This is a genomic window from Sediminibacterium sp. (assembly GCF_019264485.1).
In the GTDB taxonomy this organism is placed as follows: domain Bacteria; phylum Bacteroidota; class Bacteroidia; order Chitinophagales; family Chitinophagaceae; genus Sediminibacterium.
On the sequence record NZ_JAHVAA010000001.1, the window covers coordinates 18,798 to 34,930 of the forward strand.

General features: G+C 41.7%; 18 protein-coding genes and 1 tRNA gene. 5 read left to right on the forward strand and 14 right to left on the reverse strand.

The window, feature by feature from the left end; genetic code table 11:
• Positions 1-6: 6 nt before the first annotated feature.
• Positions 7-534, forward strand: coding sequence for a YfiT family bacillithiol transferase (locus tag KXJ59_RS00085; RefSeq protein ID WP_295199784.1), 528 nt, complete (start codon positions 7-9; stop codon positions 532-534).
• Complete coding sequence (locus tag KXJ59_RS00090) at positions 535-1,092, forward strand: NUDIX hydrolase (protein WP_295199786.1); 558 nt, start codon at positions 535-537, stop codon at positions 1,090-1,092.
• A gap of 47 nt (positions 1,093-1,139) precedes the next feature.
• Here KXJ59_RS00090 and KXJ59_RS00095 read toward each other — a convergent pair whose 3' ends face one another.
• The 9 genes from KXJ59_RS00095 to KXJ59_RS00135 all read right to left on the reverse strand — a co-directional run bounded on the left by KXJ59_RS00095 (position 1,140) and on the right by KXJ59_RS00135 (position 10,322).
• Positions 1,140-2,459, reverse strand: a complete 1,320-nt coding sequence (locus KXJ59_RS00095) for a folylpolyglutamate synthase/dihydrofolate synthase family protein (protein ID WP_295199788.1) — start codon at positions 2,457-2,459, stop codon at positions 1,140-1,142.
• Positions 2,460-2,619: 160 nt separating this feature from the next.
• Positions 2,620-3,504 (reverse strand): hypothetical protein, encoded by an 885-nt coding sequence (locus KXJ59_RS00100; RefSeq protein WP_295199791.1) that lies wholly within the window; start codon positions 3,502-3,504, stop codon positions 2,620-2,622.
• A 211-nt stretch (positions 3,505-3,715) separates the two neighbouring features.
• The gene (locus KXJ59_RS00105; RefSeq protein ID WP_295199793.1) at positions 3,716-4,483 is read right to left on the reverse strand and encodes a TSUP family transporter; all 768 of its coding nucleotides are present in this window, start codon (positions 4,481-4,483) and stop codon (positions 3,716-3,718) included.
• Positions 4,484-4,519: 36 nt separating this feature from the next.
• A complete protein-coding gene (locus tag KXJ59_RS00110) occupies positions 4,520-5,740 on the reverse strand; it encodes an MFS transporter (protein ID WP_295199795.1) in 1,221 nt (406 codons plus the stop codon).
• A gap of 8 nt (positions 5,741-5,748) precedes the next feature.
• Complete coding sequence (locus tag KXJ59_RS00115; RefSeq protein ID WP_295199797.1) at positions 5,749-6,666, reverse strand: DMT family transporter; 918 nt, start codon at positions 6,664-6,666, stop codon at positions 5,749-5,751.
• A 14-nt stretch (positions 6,667-6,680) separates the two neighbouring features.
• Positions 6,681-7,994 carry a radical SAM protein gene (locus tag KXJ59_RS00120; protein WP_295199800.1) on the reverse strand — a complete coding sequence of 438 codons (1,314 nt, stop codon included), beginning with the start codon at positions 7,992-7,994 and terminating at the stop codon, positions 6,681-6,683.
• Between the two features lie 88 nt (positions 7,995-8,082).
• A complete protein-coding gene (locus KXJ59_RS00125) occupies positions 8,083-8,658 on the reverse strand; it encodes a hypothetical protein (RefSeq protein ID WP_295199803.1) in 576 nt (191 codons plus the stop codon).
• Between the two features lie 6 nt (positions 8,659-8,664).
• Positions 8,665-9,702 carry an agmatinase family protein gene (locus KXJ59_RS00130; protein ID WP_295199806.1) on the reverse strand — a complete coding sequence of 346 codons (1,038 nt, stop codon included), beginning with the start codon at positions 9,700-9,702 and terminating at the stop codon, positions 8,665-8,667.
• Positions 9,703-9,779: 77 nt separating this feature from the next.
• On the reverse strand, positions 9,780-10,322 hold the full coding sequence (locus KXJ59_RS00135; RefSeq protein ID WP_295199807.1) for a hypothetical protein: 543 nt from the start codon (positions 10,320-10,322) through the stop codon (positions 9,780-9,782).
• 103 nt (positions 10,323-10,425) lie between these two features.
• On the opposite strand from KXJ59_RS00135, the gene KXJ59_RS00140 reads away from it, so the two are divergent.
• The 3 genes from KXJ59_RS00140 (at position 10,426) to KXJ59_RS00150 (ending at position 14,104) form a co-directional block, all read left to right on the forward strand.
• A complete protein-coding gene (locus KXJ59_RS00140) occupies positions 10,426-10,848 on the forward strand; it encodes a cytochrome c maturation protein CcmE (RefSeq protein WP_295199809.1) in 423 nt (140 codons plus the stop codon).
• Between the two features lie 44 nt (positions 10,849-10,892).
• Entirely contained in the window at positions 10,893-13,349 is a 2,457-nt protein-coding gene (ccsA, locus tag KXJ59_RS00145; protein ID WP_295199812.1) for a cytochrome c biogenesis protein CcsA, read from the forward strand.
• A gap of 155 nt (positions 13,350-13,504) precedes the next feature.
• Positions 13,505-14,104: a DUF4294 domain-containing protein gene (locus tag KXJ59_RS00150; protein ID WP_295199815.1), complete on the forward strand. Its 600-nt coding sequence runs from the start codon at positions 13,505-13,507 to the stop codon at positions 14,102-14,104.
• A gap of 75 nt (positions 14,105-14,179) precedes the next feature.
• Here KXJ59_RS00150 and aat read toward each other — a convergent pair whose 3' ends face one another.
• The 5 genes from aat to KXJ59_RS00175 all read right to left on the reverse strand — a co-directional run bounded on the left by aat (position 14,180) and on the right by KXJ59_RS00175 (position 16,123).
• A complete protein-coding gene (gene aat, locus KXJ59_RS00155; RefSeq protein WP_295199817.1) occupies positions 14,180-14,830 on the reverse strand; it encodes a leucyl/phenylalanyl-tRNA--protein transferase in 651 nt (216 codons plus the stop codon).
• 100 nt (positions 14,831-14,930) lie between these two features.
• Positions 14,931-15,236 (reverse strand): ATP-dependent Clp protease adaptor ClpS, encoded by a 306-nt coding sequence (locus KXJ59_RS00160; RefSeq protein ID WP_295199819.1) that lies wholly within the window; start codon positions 15,234-15,236, stop codon positions 14,931-14,933.
• A gap of 143 nt (positions 15,237-15,379) precedes the next feature.
• Positions 15,380-15,634 carry a GIY-YIG nuclease family protein gene (locus KXJ59_RS00165; RefSeq protein WP_295199821.1) on the reverse strand — a complete coding sequence of 85 codons (255 nt, stop codon included), beginning with the start codon at positions 15,632-15,634 and terminating at the stop codon, positions 15,380-15,382.
• Positions 15,635-15,689: 55 nt separating this feature from the next.
• Positions 15,690-15,764, reverse strand: a tRNA-Val gene (locus KXJ59_RS00170).
• Positions 15,765-15,832: 68 nt separating this feature from the next.
• Complete coding sequence (locus KXJ59_RS00175) at positions 15,833-16,123, reverse strand: hypothetical protein (protein ID WP_295199823.1); 291 nt, start codon at positions 16,121-16,123, stop codon at positions 15,833-15,835.
• Positions 16,124-16,133: the final 10 nt, after the last annotated feature.

A 16,133-nucleotide genomic window follows, 5' to 3' on the forward strand; every position in this document is an offset into this window, starting at 1 on the left:
AATACTATGAATACCGATCCACGATACCCGATTGGCAAATACGAGCCGCAACCATATTCGGAACAACAGAAAAAAGAATGGCTGGCCGATATACAGTTTTTACCGGATGAGGTTGAAAGAGCCATCCTCAATTTAGATGCTGCTCAATTGCAAACACCTTATCGTGATGGGGGCTGGACTGTTCAACAATTGGTACACCATATTGCAGATAGTCACATGAATGCTTTCATCAGGTTCAGGCTGGGGCTTACTGAAGATAACCCCACCATTAAACCTTATGATGAAACGGAGTGGGCAAAACTGGCCGATGTTGATACAGTGCCCATCAATGTATCTACCACTATACTGCATGGACTACACCAACGTATGCTGGCTACCATTAAAGACCTTACACCTGAACAGTGGGAGAGAAAGATTACACATCCTGAACATGGTCGTGAAATGACCCTCTGGTTTTTATTGGGGCTGTATGCATGGCATGGGAAACATCATACTGCACATATTACTACCTTGCGTGCCAATAAAGGATGGTAAATGATGAGAGACCTGCGCTGGGAGAAACTGTCTTCCCGAACTGTTTATAGCGACCGCTGGCTAAGCCTGCGTGCCGATTCCTGCAAATTCCCCGATGGAAGGGTAATAGAACCGTATTATATTGTTGAATTACCCAATTGGGCGAATATTGTAGTGGTGACGGCCGATGAAAAAATTGTACTGGTGCGTCAGTATCGATATCCGGTTGACCAAACCACATTTGAATTACCGGGAGGTGTGATTGATAAAGGCGAGGATCCTATGCAGGCTGCCATTCGTGAAATGCAGGAAGAAACGGGCTATCATTCATCTGAAGTTGAATTTTTATGTAAGCTGGCTCCCAACCCGGCCATCAACGATAATACGGCTTATTTCTACCTCGCAAAAAATGCAGTACCCGGTGAAAAGAAAAATTTCGATGCGTTTGAAGATATTGATGTGATGCTGTTCTCCAAAACTGAGTTCCTCCAATTACTCCGCGAAAATAAAATTCAGCATGGGGTGCAGCTCGGCCCCATTTATGAGGCATTGATTAAACTTAACTGGCTAAGGATTTAGGGAGTGAGTAGTGAGTAAGTACTTTATAACTCACTACTCACTACTGACTACTCACTGCTCACTCCCGCAACTTCACCTACGAGGAAAACACTTCCGCAAATGAGGATGAGGTCTGTTGAGTCGGCTTTTGCTATTACTTCTTTTAATGCAATATTTACGTTTGCATAAACATTTCCTTTCAATCCGAATGAAGCAGCCTGTTCTTGCAGACTTACCGCATCTAATGCACGTGGAATATTGGCTTCTGTAAAATGATAGGAAGCATGTTCTGGTAATAAGGCCAGCACTGCATTAATATCCTTATCCTTTACCATGCCAATAATAATATGCAGATGCTTATAAGAGCAATGCTCCAGTTGCTGACGGATGGCTTTTATGCCATCTACATTATGCCCCACATCCAATATAACAGAAGGGTGCTGGTGAATCAGTTCCCATCTGCCATGCAAACCGGTTTTCTTTTTTACCTGGGTCAATGCTTTTTTTATTATCTCCTGGTTACAGTTCCATCCTTTTTTTCCCAATTCATGCGTTGCAGCCAATACCGTTAAAAGATTTTTAAGTTGATAGAGGCCCGGGAGGTCTAACTGGTATTTATGTCGCTCATCAGACTGGTGATGGGCCACTTCGGCTTCCAATAGATGGTGTTCGTATTCCCAATCACTTATCCAGCGTTCTTCCGATGCAAATACAAACGGGGGCTGGCTTGTGTTTGCATTATTGACGATTGCGTATTGCTGTTCAAAAACGGGTTTTGTTTCGGGTAACCATTCACCAATAACCAGGGGTGTGTTTTTTTTGATGATGCCTACTTTTTCTCCTGCAATTTCAGCCAGTGAATTACCCAGTAAATTCATATGATCCCATCCGATATTGGTAATGATACTCAGTTCAGGCTGAATAATATTGGTACTGTCGAGCCTGCCGCCCAAACCTGTTTCAATGACAGCGATATCAACTTTTTGTTCCGCAAACCAGGTAAAAGCCATGGCTACAGTAATCTCAAAGAAAGAAGGTTCTATTTCGTCTATCAAGTGTTGAATACGCTCTGTAAACCGCACTACAAATTCTTCGGAACAGAATTGTCCGTCTATTTTAATGCGTTCGCGGAAATCTTTTAAATGAGGAGAAGTGTATAATCCTGTTTTATATCCGCCTGTCTGTAAAATAGCCGCCAGCATATGACTGGTAGAGCCTTTGCCATTGGTACCTGCAATATGAATGGATTTAAACTGTTGCTGCGGATTACCCAATGCTTCACACAAACGAATGGTATTGGTAAGATCCTTTTTATAAGCCGCCGCCCCCAGTCTGCTGAACATAGGCAGCTTGGCAAATAAATAATCAAGGGTTTCAGCGTAGTTCATAGTAAAATGCAAAGAAAAGAGAAAAGAAACAGAGGAACAGAGAAATAAGGAATAAGAAATGAGAAAGTAGGAAGGAAGGATCAAGAAACAAGGATCAAGGATCAGGAAATCACGCATACTTTCTCATTCCTTATTTCTTATTCCTTATTCCTCTGTTTTCTCAACCTCTCAGCTTAAAGCTAAACACCAACGTTCCTGTTTGTTCTTCGGCGGTGCCTGCATTTAGTTTTAGGGATCGGGCTTTTCTGAGGGCGATGCTGCGGATATTCTGGTTGGTGGTAGTGGTGCCACGCACATTAACTACTGCCATGGTTACATTGCCCGATTTGTCTACTGTAATATCTACCGCTACTTTGGCGTTTTCATTGAAATCATCTTCAAAAGAAGGTAGTTTGGTAATACGTCTGCCATCCAATCCATTACGGATGCTTACCCCGCCACTACCGCCTGCACCGCCATTACCACTGGCAGCATTGCCTTTGTAACTGTCTGAATTAGGATTGCCATTCGGATTTCCCTGATCTCCCTTGCCACCTGCTATTCCCTGGTCGCGAACACCATTATAACTATCGGCACGGTTACCACCAGTACCGGCAGTTGTTCCGCCTTTGAATACGGCTTTGGGTTTTGGTGCCGGTGGTGTAGGCGTATTGTTATTGGTTGTGGCAGGTTTTGTTACAGCGGGTTTAATATCACTGACCGGTTTTGTTGCCGGTTTGGTTATTGTTTTATTTACAACGGGTGCATCATCTGCTTCATTTTCATCGCCGGTAATATTGGCCTGGTTGGTGATGGGTGTTGATGCTGCCGGACTTGTTTTTACTTCTGCTGTTTCGGATGGTTCGCCGGGTATTTGAGGGGCTACATCACCCAAACCTGTTTCGCTGTTGCCAAGGTTTACTTCTATACCTTCTCCATAATCGGGTGCGGGTATTTGTGGCAGACTCCATTGTAAAAAGAAAAAGAGCAGGAACAGCAGTACACATACACCGGCTGTAATGGCAGATGCCTTTATATTCTTTTCTTTTTCAAAATCGATAGTCATACCAGTATAATTACTCATAAATGTACAACGAACTGCTCCGATGGTGAATAATGTTGAAAATTACATCCACAACCATGCAGTAATCCACTTTTGGGGTATAAATAAAGGTTAATCTTGGGGTCAATGGTCAATGGTGAATCGTGAATGAGGAAATAATATGTGTTAACCGCATAATAAAGGTAACCGCGATCAAGCTTCCCTTATTGACCATTCACGCCCAAAACACATCATACCCGAATCTCAGCAAAGTAGCGGTAACAACCAGCAGGAAAAAAATACGGATGAAGCGATTACCTTTTTTGACTGCCAGACTAGCGCCAAGTATGCCGCCAATGGCATTGGAGATGGCCATTGGAATAGCTACGCTCCAGAGGATGGTTCCTTTTAACAAAAATAAAACAATAGAGCCCAGGTTGGTGGAGAGGTTTACCATTTTGGCATTGGCACTGGCCTGCATAAAATCGAAACCGAGTACGGCAATAAAAGCGAGTACCAGAAAACTGCCGGCTCCCGGACCAATAAAACCATCATAAAAACCAATGACAAGACTGATGATTAAACTGTACCAGATGATTTTTTTTGTGGAATGTTGTTTGCGTACCTGCTGACCAAAATTCTTTTTGCTGTACGTGTAAATCGCCACAAGAATCAGTACAATAAAGATGACAGGTTTCATGAAACGGTTACTTACAATGGTCAATAACTCAGATCCGGCAAAAGCAGCTATAAATGCAGTAATACACATCATAATGGTTAAGGGCCAGTTCATCGTCACTCTTTTCAGGTATTGTCGTGCCGCGAAAAATGTACCACTGAAAGAAGGTATTTTAATAGAACCTATAACGGTTGATACAGGCAAATCAGGTAATAATATAAGTGCTGCAGGTGTTTGAATCAGGCCGCCGCCACCCACAATGGCATCTACAAAACCGGCACTAAAAGCAGCAATACAAAGTAATATAATCGTTACTGTATCCATCGGGCGGCAATATAATTCAATAATGGTTGAGGGAGATTAGGCTGTTTGTTTTTTCAATAAAGATCGCATACTGATGATCCCGAATAAAGGTCCTGCAGCCATTATAATCAAACTGACCGCTTTATTTGACCGGAACCAGGGGATGATTTGCTGGTCGTTCATAAAAAAATAACTCATGGTTTCTATACTGATAATAGTGATGGCAAAACCGATGGATGTTACCAGGGTTAATGCGGTTCCTTTCCTACTGCTTTCTGCTGTTTGTGAAACAAGTGCGGAGAACTGCGGAGAATCGGCAATCACCAAACAGCTCCAGATAAGTAATGCGGCTAAAAAAAATGCGGGTGGTAATAAAAAAAACAATGGAGATAATAAGCAACAAATACCCGACCCCGATAAACTTACAAATGCCACTTTAGCACTGCCAATGCTGCGTGAAAAATAGCCGCCAATGACACAACTGAGAGCACCAATACCAATGATGATAAATGACCATAATGAAATATTCAGGGAAATCTGCTCCTGAAGATTATACCAACTCAGCATTACAGGTACAAAGGCCCAGAATGTGTAGAGTTCCCACATATGTCCGAAATAACCAAATGCAGCGGCTTTGAAATCTTTACGATGAAAAAGTGAAGACAGGTTGTGTAATGACATACCCTTTGCCCTGTTTCTGTGAGGGCCGTTCTTCAGGAACCATCCAACCATAATGCCACCGGTTGCTGCAATGCAGGATGTATATATAATGACCTGTTTCCACATCGATACATCGCCCAGGCCTTTTAATAAATGGGGGAGGGCTTTTCCTGCAACCAATGCACCTACCAGAAACCCCAATGCCTTACCAAGATTTGCAGCATACCAGTCGGCCGCAATTTTCATTCCTACAGGATATACACCTGCAAGAAAGAAACCGGTGAAAAAACGAAGTATAAGAATAGAACTGATATTTCCATCCGTAAACAGCACAAAGAAATTAAAAGCTGCTGCAAGCAGTGCCGATAGCATAAAAACCTTTACCGGCGAGAATCTGTCTGCAATGGTGAGCAGGGCAAACAATAAAGTTCCTGTAATAAAACCCAACTGAACTGCTATGGTAATATTGCCCAGCATTTCTTGGGGGAAATGATAAATAGATTGTAGTGCCGGAAGGATGGCATTGCCTGCAAACCAAACAGATGTTCCGGCAAACTGCGACAATACAATAAGGGGTAAAATATAAACAGGAACTGCCGATGAAGTTTTTACAGTCATACGGTAAATTATGCAATAGTTTTTTTCCGCTGCATGGTATTGGCCAGAATGAGTCCGCCGATAACTAATAAACCACTGATGACATGAATGGTACTGATTTGTTCACCTAATAACCACACTGCTTCCAGTGTACTGAAGATGGGAATCAGGTTGCCAAATAAAACAGTGGTGCCTGTTCCGAGTTTTTGTAAGGCGGCGTTCCAGCAAAGAAATGAAATAACAGATGTGCCGAGTCCCAGGTAGATAACTGATCCGATAATATTACCATTCCATTGAACAGGTTCAGTAATACTTAATTCGATGATATAAGCCGGTAACAACAACAGGGCGCCAAATAAAAAGATGACAAAAAGGAAATTGACAGACGTAATACCGGAAGGTTTTTTTCTGACGAGAATATTGTATACTGCAAAAGCCATTGCTCCGGCCAATATCCATAAATCGCCTGTTGAAAAAGTAAATGAAGCCAGTTTCTCCCAACTACCCTGTGATAATAACAATACAATACCTGCAATACAGATAAGCATGCCCGCAATTCTGAATATATTCAGTCTTTCTTTCAAAAAAATAATGGCTAATACTGTGGCGAAAATGGGAGACGAAGTGGTGCCAATCAGAGCCATATTAATGGCTGAAGTATAATGTCCGGCTACGTATACAAATGTGTTAAACAATGTAATACCACTCAGTGATACCCAGAACAGGTATTTCCAGTTTTGAAATACAATTTTTCTTTCTGCCTTGAATTTCTGATAAGCCAGTGGTGCTATTAAAAGGGTGGCTAATGCCCAGCGATAGAAAGCCAGACTTACTGGTGGTATCTGTTGATTAACAGCCCTTGAAATGACAAAATTACCCGACCATACCATGGTAGCCAGCACGGCGAGTGTAATACCGATATAATAGTCTTTTTTGTAGGGATGCATGTTTGCAGTTGCTGCTATTGATATAATTCAGCACCTGCGAAATGCTGATCGTAATTGCCTTTGATTCTTTCCATCGGTGGATTGAAATAACCGAATTTCAGTTGTGGAAACTCTTCACGTATCAGACTCATCAATTGTTTTACGCCCAGCATTTCTCCTGTTTCATGTACACCGATCTTACCCATGTACCAATCGGGGTCAATATTGAAATTGCGCCATTGAATCATCGACAGGTCTGTATCGATGATGAGTTTTCGTAAAGCTTCATATTCTTCCACACTATCCGTCATACCCGGGAAAACAAAATAATTGATACTGGCCCATCCACCATAACTTCTCACCACTTTCAGACTCTCTATGATATCTTCAAAACGGTAATTGTTAGGACGGTAATAAGGTTCATAAATATGTTTGCGGGCAGAGTTGGTACTTACGCGTATACTGTTAAGGCCCGCTTCACATAAGGCTTTTACTGCATCGGGTTTGGAACCGTTGGTATTGATATTGATATTTCCTCTGTTGGTATGTTTCCTGATTTCAATGATGGCTTCCCGGATTGTTTCCCACATGAGTAAGGGCTCTCCCTCACAACCCTGCCCAAAACTTACAATGGGGAAGGGGGCATTCATTAAATGTGGAACTGTAAATTCCACAATCTCTTCTGCCATGGGTTTAAAAGTGAGGCGATCCTGTGTAGAAACAATGGTTTCTTCTTCCGGTTGAAATGAAATACATCCAACACAATTGGCGTTACATGCCGGTGAAGTGGGAACAGGGCATTCCCATCGCGATAAAGAAAAATTTCTGGCAGCAGGACAGTTATACGTCATGCAGCAATTTTCCATCAGGTGTTTTACCAGGCGGTTCTCGGGGTAATGTTCGAGTAATTGCTGTGTGCCTGTTTTTATTTTTGTATCGTCATAACCTGCACATTCCTGACGGATGTCTTTTTCAATCCTTATTGCAGGTACATAGGTTTTATTATTGAACCAGCCCGCTGCTGTATAACAAAACAGGGGCAGGGTTGGTGCATCAGGTAAAGTTTCGTAAGCAGCTATGTATAAACCTGTATGAGCCGGAGGAATGAATGCAGCAACAGCCCAGCCCTTTTCACACAAACGCATATCGCCGGTAACCACATCAATACCAATTCCTCTTCTTCCGGGTAATTCATAGAGGTTGCCACCATCGGGTAGTTCTATCCATTCATCAACCGGTATTGGAAAGGCATCCCATCCTGCACGGCCTACCGCATACAAACTGGTATCTTCAAAGATATTTCCATTACCATCGGAGTAGAGAATGTATGGTGATTGGGTGAGGGGCATAGGGGATAAAAGGTTTTGTGCGTGAATGGGGAGTAGTGAGTAGTCAGTAGTGAGTTGAAATATTTTTATCTCAATAACTCACTATTGACTACTCACTACTCACTTTCTCCATTATTCTTTCTTTACAAAAATCATTAAAATCCTGTTCCAGTTTTGGTGAAACTGTTGAATCGATTTCTTTTTGTATCAGTTTATTGTTTTTAAAATCAATGGTGAGTAATCCTTCTTTCAGTACCACATTGCTGAATTCACTCCAGTGGTAATGGCTGCGGGGAAAAGTGTTGAATACTACTTCTTCCTCATCAAAAGCCACTTCTCTCGGAAATTTTACCTGCTTTTCTATTACGGCTGCTATTACATATACCGCAGTGAGCCAGGTATAAGGCATAGGTAAAGTCATCATCAGGCCCCATGCAGCAAATAACATGGCAATACGGAAATAAGCAGTTTTACCATTGCGTTTTTTTACAAAAGTAAATGCCACCCAGCCAATAATGAGTGCCACAATCGTAGCCGGAAATATTGATGCATCAGAAAAAGGGGTAAGCGCCGATTCCATCAATACTATGATGGCCAGGAATAACATCATCAGACTGATATTATCTACCAGTTTAAAATCACGCTGCTTTAATACCACTACATAATCGTAAGTCCTGGCTGCCATAATTCGTTATTTTTTTACCATCAGGTTGCATATTCTCCATAACAAACGGGCACCTACATTGCTGTCCCAGTCTGTTTGTCCCACTCCAATCTCTACCAGATCGAACCCGATGATTTCCCTGCCACTCTCTTTTATTTTCCTGAAAAGATACAATACTTCCTCGGTTTCAAATCCGCCCTGAACGGGTGTGCCGGTATTCGGACAATATTTTCTGTCGAGTCCGTCGATATCAAAACTGAGATAGACTTTTTGTGGCAGGTGGTTGATGATTTCTTCTGTAATATGTTTCCAGGTTTCACCTTCAAATTGTCTTTCCTTGATATTTTTATCGAAGTAGGTGATGATCCTGAACTGGCTGTTACAGATATATTCCCATTCTTCTTCACACAGATCGCGTATACCTACCTGTACCAGTTTCTGTATTTGCGGAATTTCGGTCAGTGCATTGTACATAACAGATGCGTGTGAGTACACAAAATTCTCATAGCATTTTCTAAGGTCGCAATGTGCATCAATCTGTAATACCCCAAAATCGCCATGTTTTTCGGCAAGGGCTTTCATAAAACCAAGAGGGGTGCTGTGATCGCCGCCGAGTAGTCCAACAATTTTTCCTTTATCAAGCAGTGCTTTTGTTTCATCATATACCCACTGGTTCAGAAATAAACCGCCTTCATTGATTTCTTTCAGGCTTTTGCACATGAATTTATTTTTCTCTACTTCATCGCCTTTAGAGATATAATCAATATAGAGTTCTGCTTCTTTGCGGAGATAATCGCTTTTGAGTAAAACTTTTTTATTGGTCTCACGCAGGTAAAAACCCTCTCTCCATCCATTCGGAACATCTGCATCAAACAGGTCTACCTGGATACTGGCTTTTAAAACATGTTCAGCCGCACGCGATGTACCCGCGCCATAACTTACCGTTACCTCCCAGGGCACTGGAAGTATTACTAAACGGGCATCATCTTCAGTAAAGGGAAGTCCGAAAATATTGTTGTTGGGATTACCAACTGCGTTGGGGTTAAACTGCGATAAGTCGGCCATGATTTCTCTTAGATTGCAAACGGGGTGCAAATTGCAGCAATTTTCTGAATTATGAGATTAAATAGCCCCTAAATGGATTATTTGGGCTCAAATTGCTCATTAAACCGCTGAAACCATCTTTCCCACGGAATGAGCGGAATCAGGTAAAGTGAATATCCGGGAATGGCTTTCAGGGAAAGCGGAAGAAACCAGCTGTGAAGGGCAAGCGACAGGAGCAATACCCATTTTAATACCTGCCAGCTTTTTTTGAAACGGGAAAGGGGTAAAATAAAAGGTATTAATACCAGCGCAAAAGCCGGATTCAGCAGCGATAATCCGCCATATCTGTAGGATTGGATAAAAATGGTCATCAAAGTGAAGAGTACCAGGGCTGTGAGCCGGCCAGGTACTATCAGAAAAAATAATAAACCGGTTGAAACGATCACCCATACCAGCGAATAAGCAAATACCAGTTCCGGATCGATGACTGTAGCTGGTAGTATTTCCAGGAAATGGTGGGGAAGGGCTTTTGTTCCCCACAAAAAGAGAAAAATAAGGAATAACCACCCGGCAATGATCCTGGCCACAAATAATCGGTAAGTTGCTTCTGAACCTGTGAGCGGGTTATTGGCTTGTTCCATCGGCTAAAATTGTATAAAGATTCCGGTTTTAACAACAATGCCTGACAAACATCAGCTATTGCTTGTTCATTTTGGGCTACTTTTGCAGCGTAAACGAGAAGAGATGAAAAAAACACATATTATCATCCTGGTATTGATTGCTGCCGCCATTGTTGTACTGATCAGTTATACCGGTGACCTTACTACCTATGAAACCATTGCTTCGGCACGTCAGAAAGAAGGCAAATTTGTAAACCTGATTGCCAAACTGGATACCACCCAACCGCTGGAATACGACGCAGTAAAAAACCCTAACTACCTTACATTTACTGCAATTGATACTTTGGGTAACAGTGTTAAAGTGGTGTACCACAATAACAAACCCACCGATATGGAAAAAAGTGAACGCCTGGTATTAAAAGGTAAAATGCAGGGCGATCATTTTGAGTGTAAAGATATTTTACTGAAATGTCCGTCTAAATACAAAGACGACCCCAAAGCACAACAGCAAAATCAACCTGTTGCAGCCACTGAGCCGGCTAACTAAGGCTGTTTTTCTACACATTAATTTTCCCTACAGAATTATATACCATGCAATATTTAGGTGAACATTTATTTCCCGGACAGGCAGGACATTTTTTTGCTGTTTTATCACTAATCGCTTCACTCATTGCTACTGTTGCCTATTTTAAAGCCAGCAGAACTGAACTGGAAACAACCAAATCGGGCTGGATCCGGATGGCACGCGTGGCTTTTCTTGTAGAAACGATCAGTGTGTTTGCCATGTTTGGTATTCTGTATTATATTATTTCCAATCACCTGTTTGAATACAAATATGCTTATGTACACAGCGACAGGAGCTTGCAGGTTGAATATTTACTGAGCTGCTTCTGGGAAGGACAGGAAGGAAGTTTTATGCTCTGGAGTTTCTGGCATTGTGTATTAGGATGGGTATTAATCTGGCGTGCCAAAGCATGGGAAGCAGGGGTAATGACTGTCATCAGTTTCGCTCAGTTTGCATTGGCAACTATGTTACTGGGGGTATATGTTTTTGGTGTGAAGATCGGAAGCAGTCCATTTGTATTACTGAGAAACGAATTTGAATGGCCCTTCCTGAGCAGTCCTGATTATTTGAGTAAGATCAGGGATGGAGAGGGGTTGAATACACTTTTACAGAATTACTGGATGGTGATACATCCGCCGATTTTGTTTTTGGGTTTTGCCTCCACCATTGTTCCTTTTGCGTATGCCATTGCTGGTTTAATGAGCAAAAAGCATGAGTGGGTAAGGCCTTCATTACCCTGGGCCTCTTTTTCTGCGGCCGTATTGGGTGTGGGTATAATGATGGGTGCCGCCTGGGCCTATGAGAGTTTATCGTTTGGCGGTTACTGGGCATGGGATCCGGTAGAGAATGCATCGCTGGTGCCCTGGATTACATTGATAGCCGGCTTGCATACCAACCTGATTTACCGGAATAGCGGTTATTCACTCAGGCCTACTTATTTCTTTTATATCATTACTTTTTCACTCATTCTTTATTCAACATTCCTTACCCGAAGTGGCGTATTGGGTGATACATCGGTACACGCATTTACCGATCTGGGTATGAATACACAGTTGTTATTGTTTGTATTGGTATTCTTTGTACCTGCTTTATTTCTGTATTTCAAACAATACAAAGCCATTCCAAGTATTCAGAAAGAAGAGAACACGTATAGCAGGGAATTCTGGATGTTTATCGGATCGCTGGTACTGTTTTTATCGGGGATGGTTATCATCGCAAAAACATCAACACCTGTATTTAATAAATTATTCGGAACCAATATTGCACCTCCCGAAGATCCAGAGTATGCACATAACCAGATTCAGATTTTTGTAGCAGTCATCATCGGCTTCTTAACCGCTATTACCCAATACCTGAAATACAAGGATACACCCAAAGAATTTTTCGGAAAGAAAATATGGATACCCACCATCATTGCGGTATTGATAAGTCTTGCCATCAGTTTCTTTGGAGAAATAAATTATGATAAGAAAGGCCCAGGATTTTTATTTGCCATTCACCTGGCCATTTTTACGGCAGTATATGCTGTGGTAGCCAATGCATCGTATATCTGGCTGGGATTAAAAGGTAAACTGAAAGCGGCAGGCGCATCGGTGGCACATATTGGTTTTGGAATGGTATTGGTGGGTATTCTGATTTCATCTGCCAAGAAAACTGTGCTAAGCTGGAACACAACTGGTGTAACACCTTTGCGTCAGGAAGATGCCAAAGAAAGGGGTAACCCTGCAGGTAATCCTGCAGAAAATATCACCCTGTTTAAAGGTGTGGCAACCGATATGGGCAGGTATATGGTTACTTATACAAAAGATACCATTAACGAGCGCGACAGGAAAAGGTATTTTGAAATTACATTTAAAGCAAAGCAGGGTAAGGAATCATTCAGTCTTTATCCCGATGTTATTAAAAATAATAAAGGGATGGAAGGGTTTGCGGCCAATCCCGCTGCCAAACATTATCTGCACAAGGATATTTTTGCCTATATCACTTCTTTTCAGGAAAACGACGGAGAAGACACTACACAGTTTGTAAACCGTGAAATTAAAGTTGGAGATACCCTGTTTTACAGTAATGGGTTATTGGTATTGAATAAGGTAGATGTAAACCCTCCTGAACAATCGGCCCTGTATGCTAATGGGGAAACAGCTTTGTTTTTAGATATCGCTGTTTTGTCGAAAGATGGCCGCCGTTATGCGGTTAATCCGGGTATTGCTGTGAATGGCAATTCGTTCAGACCCATTGCCGATACGGTAACATCGCAAAGCCTGATCATCCAGTTCAATAAAGTAAAAGATGAGAAAAAAGGATTGTTGGAAATAGGCATAAAAGAAAGCGGCGCTATTACCGACCTTATTACGCTGAAAGTATATGAGTTTCCGATGATTAATATTTTATGGCTGGGTATTGTGCTGATGGTGGTGGGGTTTGTGATGTCGATTATTCAGCGGAACAGACAAACACAGAATAAGCTGAAGTCAGTATCCTGATTTCAAAGAGCATAACTGATAGAACCCTGTACCGGCAAATCCGTTGACGAATTGTTAAAAGGATGTCAGGTACAGGGTTACTTTTTGGCTGAGGCAGCATTAATTATCGTAACTAGTTCTATATTTAAGTAGTGCAAATCCCTGGCAAGCATATCGTGATTATAATATTCCTGCTGTTGATGGCAGGAGGTTGGCAAAACCTGCATGCCCAAACCCGTGGCCCCTATGATACGGTTAGGGTATATGCTTTTATTACCCCGGAAGGAGACACCATTCCTGAAAGTATCCTGCCTCCTGTTGAAGTACTGGGAAAGTTAACCGGTAAATGGAAACGTCATTGGGCTGAGTGGACGAGGTTACGCAATGCCGTTTATGTTACTTATCCATATGCCATTGCAGCAAGCAGGATCATGAATGAAATCAATGTAAAGCTGGAAAGGGTAAGCGATAAAAAACAACGAAGGGCCATTATTAAATCGAGAGAAAAAGAATTAAAAAGAGATTTTGCTGATAAGCTCACACAATTATCTGTGTACCAGGGTAAAGTGCTGATGAAACTGATCTACAGGCAAACAGGCGATAACTGTTACGAAATTATACAGGAATATAAGGGAGGATTTAACGCTGCTTTCTGGCAAACCATCGCAGTGGTATTCGGCAGTAACCTGAAACAGAACTACGACCCTTATGGGAAAGACCTCGACATGGAAAAAATTGTACGCGATGTACAATTGATGTATGGTTATAAAAGCTAGATAAGTTTGATTTTTTGATCTTTGATTTTTCGATTTGAAGTAGATAACTGAATCGAAAAATCAAAGATCAAAAAATCAACCAATATGCTGCCGAAGTAATTGCATAAACTGATCTCTGGGGATCATTTCGGCACCAAGGCTTTCGAGATGGTCTGTATGTACCTGGCAATCGATGAGTATTACACCCTCTTTTTGTAATTGTTGCACATAACTGATAAAGGCAAATTTGCTGGCATTGCTTTGTTTACTGAACATGCTTTCTCCAAAAAAGAAAGGCCCCATTCTGATACCATATAATCCGCCTACCAATTCGTTGTTCAACCATGTTTCTGCGGAATGCGCCACACCCATTTTGTGCAGTTGAACAAAAGACTGTTCCAGTTCGTCGGTGATCCAGGTGCCGTCCTGTCCTTTTCGTTGCAGCGATTTACAGGCGCCTATTACGCCTGCAAAATGGGTATTGGTACGGAAACTGAAATCTCCTTTTTTAAATACCTGCAACATGCTCTTGCTAACTTTCAATCGATCGGGAAATAAAACAAATCGCGGGTTGGGGCTCCACCATAAAGGAATACTTTCATCATCATACCAGGGGAAAATACCATTCCGATAAGCAAGCAGTAATCTCTCAACAGAAACATCTCCACCCATCGCCAGCAAACCATCTTCCAAAGCCTCATTAACAGGCGGAAACCAAAGGCGTGAATCTAGTGCGTGTAAAGACATAAACAATTTCGAATTTCCAATATCGAATGTCGAATTTTCAAATTAATTCCTATAATTCATTTCATCATTCGAAATTCAATATTCGATATTCTTCTGTTTTCTACTTCTCTGTTTCAACGGTTGCTCCGATGCCGCGTTCGGTAATGGCATCGCACATAGGTTTAAGGGTGTCGTAATCGCCGGTTTTAACAGTAGATTTTCCTTTAAAATGAATGATAATAGCAGATTGTTCGGCCTGTTCGTGCGTGTGTCCACAAACTTCCATCAGTGTTTCAATGACCCATTCAAAAGTATTTACCTCATCGTTCCACACAATTAGGCGGAATGGGGTGGCATTGTCCACCACTACATCTTCTTCCTGCGATTCCCAGGGGCGGGGGCTTGTACTATTTGAAATAGGGATCATTCTGTAAAGTTAAATTTAACTTCAGAAAGTACAGATATTGGTTAAATAAAAAAGACTTACAATTTGGTTGTAAGTCTTTTTTCTGTGGGAGCACACGGGTTCGAACCGCGGACCCCTCCGAACTTGGTTCGGAGTGCTCTAAATCAACTGAGTTTTTTAATAAGGGCTAAAATTTTCACTTTACTTTTCCAGGCTTTAATTTCTCTTTCTCTACCCAAAGCTTCTTTTTTTGTGAGGAATTCTTCATGATACATTAAGATCCAATCTCCGCTATTACCAGTAAACCCTCTATGATTTGTATTGTGCCTTCTTATTCGTTGAGATAAGTCATCACCAGTACACCCGATATAGAATCGATTTTTAGATGCAGAAAAAAGGATATAAGTTTTTTGTGTCATTGGTTTTGGGCATAAAAAAACCATCTCTTCCGAGATGGCCTTTCTTGTTATTCTGTGGGAGCACACGGGTTCGAACCGCGGACCCTCTGCTTGTAAGGCAGATGCTCTAAACCAACTGAGCTATGCTCCCGTTTTGTTGGGAGTGCAAAAATAGGGTCTGAAACATTACTGCCAAAAAAAGTTTTATGTTTTTTTAAATTAATTCAACTGAACTGCGGGTAAACGATAGTGCTGGCTGTCATACACAAACAATTCCTCAATCTCATAGGTCCAGTATTTATACAGGGGAGATTTTACCAGTATTTTATCGGCTTCTTCCTTACTTTCTGTATTCAGTGTAATCCAGCAGGTCTGGCTCTCCATACTTACTGCATAACTGTCGATAATACCCTTATTCAGCAGAAAATTTACATAAGTACGGTGTGGTGGTACGAGTGACATAAAATCATCATCCATCTGGAACTTAATAATTGCCTGAAACTTTTGCATACGCGCTCTT

Bases quoted from the DNA above. Each gene is read 5' to 3' on its own strand.
- KXJ59_RS00085 (WP_295199784.1), top strand. From the start codon at position 7: ATGAATACCGATCCACGATACCCGATTGGCAAATACGAGCCGCAACCA.
- KXJ59_RS00090 (WP_295199786.1), top strand. From the start codon at position 535: ATGATGAGAGACCTGCGCTGGGAGAAACTGTCTTCCCGAACTGTTTAT.
- KXJ59_RS00095 (WP_295199788.1), bottom strand. From the start codon at position 2,459: ATGAACTACGCTGAAACCCTTGATTATTTATTTGCCAAGCTGCCTATG.
- KXJ59_RS00100 (WP_295199791.1), bottom strand. From the start codon at position 3,504: ATGACTATCGATTTTGAAAAAGAAAAGAATATAAAGGCATCTGCCATT.
- KXJ59_RS00105 (WP_295199793.1), bottom strand. From the start codon at position 4,483: ATGGATACAGTAACGATTATATTACTTTGTATTGCTGCTTTTAGTGCC.
- KXJ59_RS00110 (WP_295199795.1), bottom strand. From the start codon at position 5,740: ATGACTGTAAAAACTTCATCGGCAGTTCCTGTTTATATTTTACCCCTT.
- KXJ59_RS00115 (WP_295199797.1), bottom strand. From the start codon at position 6,666: ATGCATCCCTACAAAAAAGACTATTATATCGGTATTACACTCGCCGTG.
- KXJ59_RS00120 (WP_295199800.1), bottom strand. From the start codon at position 7,994: ATGCCCCTCACCCAATCACCATACATTCTCTACTCCGATGGTAATGGA.
- KXJ59_RS00125 (WP_295199803.1), bottom strand. From the start codon at position 8,658: ATGGCAGCCAGGACTTACGATTATGTAGTGGTATTAAAGCAGCGTGAT.
- KXJ59_RS00130 (WP_295199806.1), bottom strand. From the start codon at position 9,702: ATGGCCGACTTATCGCAGTTTAACCCCAACGCAGTTGGTAATCCCAAC.
- KXJ59_RS00135 (WP_295199807.1), bottom strand. From the start codon at position 10,322: ATGGAACAAGCCAATAACCCGCTCACAGGTTCAGAAGCAACTTACCGA.
- KXJ59_RS00140 (WP_295199809.1), top strand. From the start codon at position 10,426: ATGAAAAAAACACATATTATCATCCTGGTATTGATTGCTGCCGCCATT.
- ccsA (WP_295199812.1), top strand. From the start codon at position 10,893: ATGCAATATTTAGGTGAACATTTATTTCCCGGACAGGCAGGACATTTT.
- aat (WP_295199817.1), bottom strand. From the start codon at position 14,830: ATGTCTTTACACGCACTAGATTCACGCCTTTGGTTTCCGCCTGTTAAT.
- KXJ59_RS00160 (WP_295199819.1), bottom strand. From the start codon at position 15,236: ATGATCCCTATTTCAAATAGTACAAGCCCCCGCCCCTGGGAATCGCAG.
- KXJ59_RS00165 (WP_295199821.1), bottom strand. From the start codon at position 15,634: ATGACACAAAAAACTTATATCCTTTTTTCTGCATCTAAAAATCGATTC.
- KXJ59_RS00175 (WP_295199823.1), bottom strand. From the start codon at position 16,123: ATGCAAAAGTTTCAGGCAATTATTAAGTTCCAGATGGATGATGATTTT.